Source organism: Arthrobacter sp. Hb9-2 (assembly GCF_059091165.1).
Genome location: NZ_JBNHGJ010000065.1, coordinates 1 through 7,568 on the forward strand (window position 1 = coordinate 1; position 7,568 = coordinate 7,568).

At 66.1% G+C, this 7,568-nt stretch carries 6 protein-coding genes and 1 pseudogene; 4 read left to right on the plus strand and 3 right to left on the minus strand.

The window, feature by feature from the left end; all coding sequences use genetic code 11:
- Nucleotides 1–216 precede the first annotated feature (216 nt).
- Nucleotides 217–792: a recombinase family protein gene (locus tag AC5RV1_RS20820; RefSeq protein ID WP_493995883.1), complete on the plus strand. Its 576-nt coding sequence runs from the start codon at nucleotides 217–219 to the stop codon at nucleotides 790–792.
- 572 nt (nucleotides 793–1,364) lie between these two features.
- Nucleotides 1,365–2,273: a DNA-processing protein DprA gene (dprA, locus tag AC5RV1_RS20825; protein ID WP_493995884.1), complete on the plus strand. Its 909-nt coding sequence runs from the start codon at nucleotides 1,365–1,367 to the stop codon at nucleotides 2,271–2,273.
- A gap of 517 nt (nucleotides 2,274–2,790) precedes the next feature.
- On the opposite strand, the gene AC5RV1_RS20830 is transcribed toward dprA, so the two are convergent.
- Genes AC5RV1_RS20830 through AC5RV1_RS20840 form a run of 3 tightly spaced genes read right to left on the minus strand, consistent with a single transcriptional unit; the run spans nucleotide 2,791 to nucleotide 4,712 of the window.
- Nucleotides 2,791–3,246, minus strand: a complete 456-nt coding sequence (locus AC5RV1_RS20830; protein ID WP_493995885.1) for an MBL fold metallo-hydrolase — start codon at nucleotides 3,244–3,246, stop codon at nucleotides 2,791–2,793.
- A 47-nt stretch (nucleotides 3,247–3,293) separates the two neighbouring features.
- Nucleotides 3,294–3,995 carry an SCO1664 family protein gene (locus tag AC5RV1_RS20835; RefSeq protein ID WP_493995886.1) on the minus strand — a complete coding sequence of 234 codons (702 nt, stop codon included), beginning with the start codon at nucleotides 3,993–3,995 and terminating at the stop codon, nucleotides 3,294–3,296.
- Nucleotides 3,996–4,040: 45 nt separating this feature from the next.
- Nucleotides 4,041–4,712, minus strand: coding sequence for an MSMEG_4193 family putative phosphomutase (locus tag AC5RV1_RS20840; RefSeq protein WP_493948217.1), 672 nt, complete (start codon nucleotides 4,710–4,712; stop codon nucleotides 4,041–4,043).
- A 90-nt stretch (nucleotides 4,713–4,802) separates the two neighbouring features.
- On the opposite strand from AC5RV1_RS20840, the gene AC5RV1_RS20845 reads away from it, so the two are divergent.
- Both AC5RV1_RS20845 and AC5RV1_RS20850 read left to right on the plus strand, forming a co-directional pair.
- The gene (locus AC5RV1_RS20845) at nucleotides 4,803–6,191 is read left to right on the plus strand and encodes a sigma 54-interacting transcriptional regulator (protein ID WP_493948218.1); all 1,389 of its coding nucleotides are present in this window, start codon (nucleotides 4,803–4,805) and stop codon (nucleotides 6,189–6,191) included.
- Between the two features lie 62 nt (nucleotides 6,192–6,253).
- Nucleotides 6,254–7,471, plus strand: a pseudogene (locus AC5RV1_RS20850) (hypothetical protein); the annotation flags it as partial.
- Nucleotides 7,472–7,568 lie beyond the last annotated feature (97 nt).

The following is a 7,568-nucleotide window of genomic DNA, read 5'->3' on the forward strand; positions in this document are numbered from 1 at the left end:
GCATTTGTGAACTCATTCCTACATCCTCCCTTGCCGCTCGCCCTCATGTCGTGATCAGCGCACGAAGGCGCAATCGAGATGTGCCCGTTAGCCGGTCGATCACCGTGCCCAGGAAACGTGCCGCACCTCCCGTGCAGTTACTGGCTTAGGCCATGTACGTAAGACCCGCACGATCAAATGCACGGTGACGGGGGGATTACTGCAACCCTGTTCCTCATGACTGGAATGAAGATCGGTTATGCCCGGGTCTCGACAAACGATCAGGACCTAACCGCCCAACGAAACGCTCTCCTTTCCCTTGGTGTTGAAGAGAAGCAAATCTTCGTCGATCACGGACTGACGGGATCTGACCGGGTGCGTCCTGGACTGCGTGAAGCGATGGCGGCATGCCGAGCCGGCGATACGCTGGTGGTGACCAAGCTGGACCGTTTGGCGCGTTCCCTTTCCGATGCCCGGGATATAGCGGACGAGCTGACGGCCAAAGGGGTAGCCCTTAGTCTCGGCGGCAGCACCCACGATCCGACTGACCCGGTAGGCCAGCTGCTGTTCAACGTCTTGGGGATGGTGGCCGAGTTTGAGGCAGATCTGATCCGGGCGCGCACCCGCGAGGGTATGGCGGTCGCAAAAGCGAAGGGGCGGCTGAAAGGCAAGCAGCCAAAATTGTCCAAGACGCAGCGGAAGCACCTGCTGACACTGCACGACGCCGGCGAGCATTCGCAGGCGGAACTGGCCGAACTGTTCCGGGTATCGCGGACGACGGTGTACCGCGAGATCCAAAGGCGCATCATGTGAGGACCGTTGCGGCGTCCTATGCTAAGAGTGCCACTTAGCGCTGCAAGAAGACCGCCATTCCCAGGACGCCCGCGCCAAGGCCAAGTGGCCAAGGGGCGCACCGCCGATGGCGCCGCGCGTCTCGTGGGCTGGAGCGCGCAGCGCTCTACGGCCACCAGCAAGCTCGTGCTGCACGCTAGAGCACCACAACGTAGCCCGGAAACCACGAGCTGACTGAAGACTCCGGTTTCCCGTCCTCGCCCAGCTAGCGCCCAGGTCTACTGCACAGACCTCGCTTCGCTCGGACTGTAAAAGCATTTTTCTATTTTTGCTGCTGTCCTTCGGATCGTACGTGCCCGCTCCACCGGCTCAACCGTCCTGCGGACGGCTGCGCGGCCGATGCCTTGTGTCGGCGCTTCGCTTATTTCCTCCCACAACCCATCCGCTGCTTGCCCTTCGGGTTGCCCCGGTTCCGTCGGGCACAGCTACGCGTCGCTCCGCCAGCAGGCAAAAACAACCGGGGGGAGAGGGGACGCTGGCCGGTCACCAAAGCCGACCCACCCACCGGATCCTCAGCAAGGACGAGAGAAACTATGAACGATCGCATTGCACGCGCAGCCCTGACCCGACTCTTCGAACCCGGCGACCGTGTCGGTCGGGCCCTCGTGGGCAGGCTCGGCGCGTACGCCGCGTTGAGGCTTGCCACCGGCGCCCAGCCCGTACACGCCATTCCGGAGGCCTCCGTCGAAGAACTGTCAGAAGCGTTGAGACGATGGGCTCCGCGGGTTCCGGAGGTCGACCCGGAGAAGGACCTGGCAACCACCGAACGCCTCGGCGGCGGGTTCCTCATCCCAGGAGATGAGCACTGGCCCGAAGGCTTAAACGACCTGCCCGACGCCCCGTACGGGCTTTGGTACCGGGGCAACATCGACAACGGCATCCCAGCGCCTTCGAAGTGTGTGGCCCTGACCGGATCCCGGGACTCGACCAGCTACGGCGCCTCCGTTACAGGAGATATGGCATACGGGTTGGCCCAACGTGGAATCTGCGTGATCTCAGGTCTGGCCTACGGCATCGATGCGCACGCACACCGGGCCGCATTGGCCGGGAGCCAGGGAGAAGGACCCGCAACCCTCGCGGTACTGGCCGGAGGCCTCGACCGAGACTACCCGTCCGGAAACGCTGACCTCGCGGCCGCGATCCGCGCCAACGGCCTGACGCTCTCCGAACTGCCCCCGGGAACCGCGCCGACCAGGTATAGGTTTTTGCAGAGGAACCGTATCATCGCGGCTCTCGCAGGCGTGACCTGCGTTGTGGAAGCCCGGTGGCGGTCCGGTGCGCTTAACACCGCGCATCACGCCGAAACCATTGCCCGGCACGTCGCGGCCGTCCCCGGGAGCGTGCACAGCGCCAACTCCGCAGGATGCCTCCGGCTCCTGAAAGAAGGCGCGGCGGTGCTGGTGTCCGAGGCGGCCGAACTGGCCGAACTCCTCGCAGGCTAGTCCCGTCAGGTGGCCGTCCCATTGCCGGGGCGGTCACCGCTGGCGGTCCGCCGTCGTGGCCGGCTTGCGCGGTGGGTCGGCTGCGGCGGACCGCCGTTCGCACACTCAGTGCCGGCGACCGGGGCGCGCGGCCGCCTATGCCAAGGGATGCCGAAAGAAGAATCGGGGTGCTGATGGAGGGTTCGCAGGGCTCACCAGGAAAAGGGCGTCCGCTGGCGCGGCCGGCTGTGGGTCCAGTGCCGGCTCCGCAGGGCTCCGCCGCCCCTGGCCCTGTTTTGTCTACGACGTTTTGGCTGCTGTCCTGACGGATTGTACGTGTCCGCTCCGGCCCGTCTAGCCCCTCCTTCGTCGGGGCCTGCGGTGCACGAAATGTCCCTGCGGCGCTCCTTTGTCGCTGATTTCCTCCGGGAATTTCCCGCCCCTTGCCCTGCGGGTAGACAGGCCTCCGTCGGCCACAGCTCCGCAAGCTTCGCCAGCAGCCAAAACAACGGGGGGAGAGGGGACGCTGGCCGGACACCTAAGCCGCCCCGCCACCGGCAACCAACTTTGGTCCGCGCCAGCACCCGTTTCCAGCCGCTTGACAAGACATAGAAGCGTCTGTGACGCCATGCACGGACGAGGACGTGGCTGAACGTGACCTGTGCTTCTCCTTGCCCTGGACGTGGGCCAACTCTTCCGGCGAGCAAAGGATGGGGGTGCCGTAGTTGCCGGAGAAGTGGGCCGCAGCTCCGGTGTGGTCGACGTGGCCGTGCGTGATGAGCACGGCCCGGGCATCAGCCGGCTGCAGTCCCAGGTGCCTGATCGATTCCAGCACCAGGGGGCTATCGGCGGGGTAGCCGCTGTCGATGAGCATAAAACCCGACCCGTCGCGGACCACGATCCAGTTCGAGGCTGGTCCCTCAACGAGGAAGACGCCAGGCACCTGCTCGGAAACGCGGGAGGAAGGATGCCAGCCTGAGGTTGTGGAACGCACTGGCCCATCGTAGCGGCCGCTCCCGTTCATAGAGCTGCGTCCGTCACCTACACAAGGGGCCATGGGTAACGCATTCCGGTGGGGTCGAGCGGCAGCACGCAATCCCGCAGCACACGCTGCACACGCCGCTGCAGGGCGGCCACTTCGGCGTCGTCCAGAAGCTGCGCGACGTCGGGCGGTACGCGCTCCACGAGCGGGGTCACGTCCTGCAGCAACGAGGCAGGAATGGGTTCGCCCGCAAAATCCCAAATGACAGTGCGCAGCTTGAAGCCGGCGGAGAAACACAGCCCATGGTCGATGCCCCATACCCGCCCGTCATGCCCGCGCAAAACGTGTCCGCTTTTACGGTCCGTGTTGTTGCTGATGAAATCGAACAGGGCGATACGGAACAGGGCGTCATGGGTTTCCGGCGATTCCTCGTACAGGGTGAAGTAGTGGTCCCGGTAGTCGCAGGGCACGAACCATTGCAGCGACCCAATTCCCAAGGGAGAGACGTCCCGGATCACTGTTGGCGGCACGAGCCCCCACTGCAGGTAGTCGCTCAGGAGGTACGCAGCGCGTTCGCGCCGGTACAGTCCGGGCTCGAAGTCGGACAATGGCCGTTCTCCGGCCTCCGGCTTGTAGACAGCATGGGCTGAGTCGTCCCCGGAGGAAACCCGCACAAGGAACGTGGCGTTGCTGCTCCTCGGGATGCGTGCCAGCAGTTCCACCCGGCCTTTGTTGAGCAGCGTCAGTTCCCGCCCCGGCACCGGCTGTCCCTTTTCAAGGCCTGGCCCAGCCAGGCGCGCCCGGTTTCATTGCGCCCTCAGCCCGCTCAGGGGCTCTGACGTCGAATTCACCATGAGCACCGCAGGCGCCTGGCCTTCGACATGGGAGATGACCGAGACCGAGCCGGGGCTGATCACGATGCGCTGGAAAAGATCAAGGGGGGTGCCCAGGGCGTCGGCAACGGCGGCCTTGATCGGGTCTGCGTGGGAGAAACATACGACGGCGCCTCCGGGGTGCGCGGTGCGCAGCACCTCGAGTGCACCGACCATCCGCGCCTGCATCTCGGTGAAGCTTTCCCCGTTGGGAAAGCGGAACGTTGACGGACTCTGCTGGACGGCCTGCCACTGCGGCAAAGCGGCCAGTTCGGCGAGCGCGGCCCCTGTCCAGTCGCCGAAGTCGCATTCGAGCAGCCCGGGATCTTCGTTCACCTCCAATGCGGAGCGCACTGCGGCCGGCGCTGCAGTTTCCCGGGCCCGCTCCAGGGGCGAGGAATAGATGGCGTTCACCGGAAGCCCGTCGAGGCGTTCGGCTACGCGTTCGGCCTGCACCCGGCCCCGCTCGGACAGGTACAGCCCCGGTGCCCGCCCCGGCAGCACCCTTCCCGTGGTGGGCGTCTCCCCATGGCGAACCAGGAGGAGGAGGGTGCGTTCCGGTCCCGCCGGCGGTTGCGGTGGCATTGTCTGCGTTGCTGCGATCATCGGTATCAGGGTATGCCCGGAAACGGCTGAGGAACGGGTGTTTGCAGAAATCCCTCGATTCACAGCACATGAGGGGACTACCGTGGAGTGGTGACTGATCGACCCGATATCTTCACGGTTGGAGAACTGCGTGCGGCCGGGCACGTCCACAAGGACCTGCGCCACGAGATCCGCGACAACCTGCTCGCCGCGCTCGCCGCCGGCCGCGATCCATGGCCCGGGCTGTACGGCTTCAGCAGAACCGTCCTTCCCCAGCTCGAGCGCGCCTTGATAGCCGGCCACGACGTCGTGCTCCTCGGCGAACGGGGGCAGGGCAAAACCCGGCTCCTCCGCACGCTGGCCGGGCTGCTGGACGAATGGTCACCGGTGATCGAGGACTCGGAACTCAACGAACACCCGTACGAGCCGATCACGGAGCACTCCCGCGCCCGCGCCCTCACCGAAGGGGACCGGATGCGCGTGGCATGGCGCCACCGGTCGGAACGGTACGTGGAGAAGCTCGCCACCCCGGACACATCCGTTGCCGATCTCATCGGCGACGTCGATCCGATGCGGGTGGCCGAGGGCCGCCGCCTGGGGGATCCGGAAACCATCCACTACGGCCTGGTCCCGCGCTCCAACCGCGGCATTATCGCCATCAACGAACTGCCCGACCTTGCCGAGCGGATCCAGGTGTCAATGCTGAACGTGATGGAAGAGCGCGATATCCAGATCCGCGGCTACGTGCTGCGGCTGCCGCTGGACGTACTCGTCGTCGCGTCGGCCAACCCGGAGGATTACACCAACCGCGGCAGGATCATCACGCCGCTAAAGGACCGGTTCGGCGCCGAGATCCGGACCCACTACCCGATAGAGCTGGCCGACGAGGTGGCGGTGATTCGGCAGGAGGGGCAGCTGGTGGCCGATGTCCCGCCCGTCATCCTTGAGATCCTGGCCCGATACACCCGCGCGCTCCGGCAGTCCCCGGCGATCAACCAGACCTCCGGGGTCTCCGCACGGTTCGCCATCGCCGGTGCGGAAACCGTCGCCGCAGCAGCGCTTCGCCGGGCCAGTGTCCGCGGGGAGGAGGAAGCCGTGGCCCGGATCGTGGACCTTGGCACCGCGGTGGACGTCCTCACCGGCAAGATCGAATTCGAGTCGGGGGAAGAAGGCCGCGAGCAGGCGGTCCTGGACCACCTTTTGCGCACCGCCACCGCCGAGGCAGTGCGGGCGCACTATCAAGGCATCGACCTGGGGCCGCTTGTCGCTGCCCTCGACGGCCACAGGACCGTGACCACCGGCGAACATGTCACGGCGCAGGAATTCCTGCAGAACCTGCCGTCCCTCAACGGAACGGGCCTGTACGACGAAATCAGCGGCCGGCTCGGTGCAACCAACGAAGGGCAGCGCGCAGCCGCCATTGAACTCGCACTGGAAGGCCTCTACCTCGCCCGGCGGATCTCAAAGGAGTCCGACGACGAGGAAACCATCTACGGCTAGCGGAAGAACGGCAGCAGCTGGCTGAAAGCAGCGGCACGGCCAGGACAGGAACAGGAGGCATCATGGGCGTTCACAACCACTCCGCCAGGTATGGCCGGTACACGGGCGGGCCAGACCCGCTCGCGCCCCCCGTTGACCTGGCCGAGGCCCTGGACGCCGTCGCCGAGGACGTCATGGCCGGCTACTCGCCCCGGCACGCCCTGCAGGAGTTCCTGCGGCGCGGCGGCCGGAACCGGGAAGGCCTGGATGACCTCGCCCGGCGCGTCCAGCAGCGCCGCAATGAACTCCTGGGCCGGCACCGCCTCGACGGCACCCTCAACGAGGTCCAGAAGCTGCTCGAAACGGCCGTGCTGGAGGAACGCAAGCAGCTTGCCCGGGACGCGATGATGGACAACACCGACCGGGCCTTCCGGGAGATGCAGCTGCAGAACCTGCCCCAGTCCACGGCGGCAGCCGTCAACGAGCTCGCCTCCTACGACTGGCAGTCCAGCACTGCGCGGGAGGCGTACGAGCAGATCAAGGACCTGCTCGGCCGTGAGGTCCTCGACCAGCGGTTCGCCGGGATGAAGCAGGCGCTCGAGAACGCCACGGATGAGGACCGGGCTGCCGTGAACAGCATGCTGCGGGACCTCAACGGGCTGCTGGACAAACACCGGCGCGGCGAAGACACCGATGCTGACTTCCAGGACTTCATGGCCAGGCACGGCGGTTTCTTTCCGGAGAACCCCCAGTCCGTGGAGGAACTGATTGATGCCCTCGCCAAGCGCGCGGCCGCAGCGCAGCGGCTCCTGCAGTCCATGTCTGACGAACAGCGCGATGAGCTCATGCGGCTCTCGGCCCAGGCTTTCGGCTCACCGGACCTGATGGCCCAGCTTGATCAGCTGGACTCCAGCCTGCGGGCCCTGCGCCCCGGCGAGGACTGGACCGGGTCCGAACGCTTTGAGGGCCAGGAGGGCGTGGGCCTGGGTGACGGCACCGGCGTGCTCCAGGACCTCGCCGAGCTCGACGGGTTGGCCGAACAGCTGTCCCAGTCCTACAACGGGTCAAACCTCGGCGATCTGGATCTGGACGCCCTCGCCCGCCAGCTTGGCCAGAATGCCGCCGTGACCGCCCGCACCCTCGCCGAGGTAGAGCGGGCCATGCAGGACGGCGGCTACCTGCGGCGGGGAGCCGACGGCGACCTGCGGCTGTCTCCGCAGGCCATGCGGAGGCTGGGCAAGTCCCTGTTGCGGGATACCGCCAAGCAGCTGTCAGGCCGGCAGGGGCGGCGGGACACGCGGCGTTAATGTTGGCGAGGGCAGTAATGCCTACCCTTGCTGCACCTCCCAGAAGTGGGCTCTCTTGAATATAAGGAACTGCCTGTTGCCATAAGAAGAG

Coding starts and splice junctions, on each gene's coding strand:
- AC5RV1_RS20820 (WP_493995883.1), top strand. CDS start 217: ATGACTGGAATGAAGATCGGTTATGCCCGGGTCTCGACAAACGATCAG.
- dprA (WP_493995884.1), top strand. CDS start 1,365: ATGAACGATCGCATTGCACGCGCAGCCCTGACCCGACTCTTCGAACCC.
- AC5RV1_RS20840 (WP_493948217.1), bottom strand. CDS start 4,712: ATGATCGCAGCAACGCAGACAATGCCACCGCAACCGCCGGCGGGACCG.